At 74.3% G+C, this 245-nt stretch carries 1 pseudogene; it reads left to right on the top strand.

What is annotated here, in order from left to right:
- Positions 1-245, top strand: a pseudogene (locus AC0IY0_RS28930) (hypothetical protein); the annotation flags it as partial.

Below are 245 nucleotides of genomic sequence, written 5' to 3'. Positions count from 1 at the left end.
CCCCTGCCCCGCTGCACCCTGGTCACCCTCGGCTCGCCCCTGGGGCTCGCCGGGCTGAAGCTGAAGCTCGCGGACGAACACGGCGACCAGCGCGTGCCGGAGGCGGTCACGGCCTGGACCAACCTGATGGACCGCCAGGACCTCGCCACGGTGGGCGACGACCTCGCCGAGACCTACCCGCCCAACGCCGCCGGAGAGCGGGTGCGGGACGTGCCGGTGATCAACGCCTACCGCAGGCCGGACGG

This window comes from Methylobacterium sp. AC315 (genome assembly GCF_979253755.1).
This window is presented reverse-complemented; position numbering and strand designations above follow the sequence as displayed.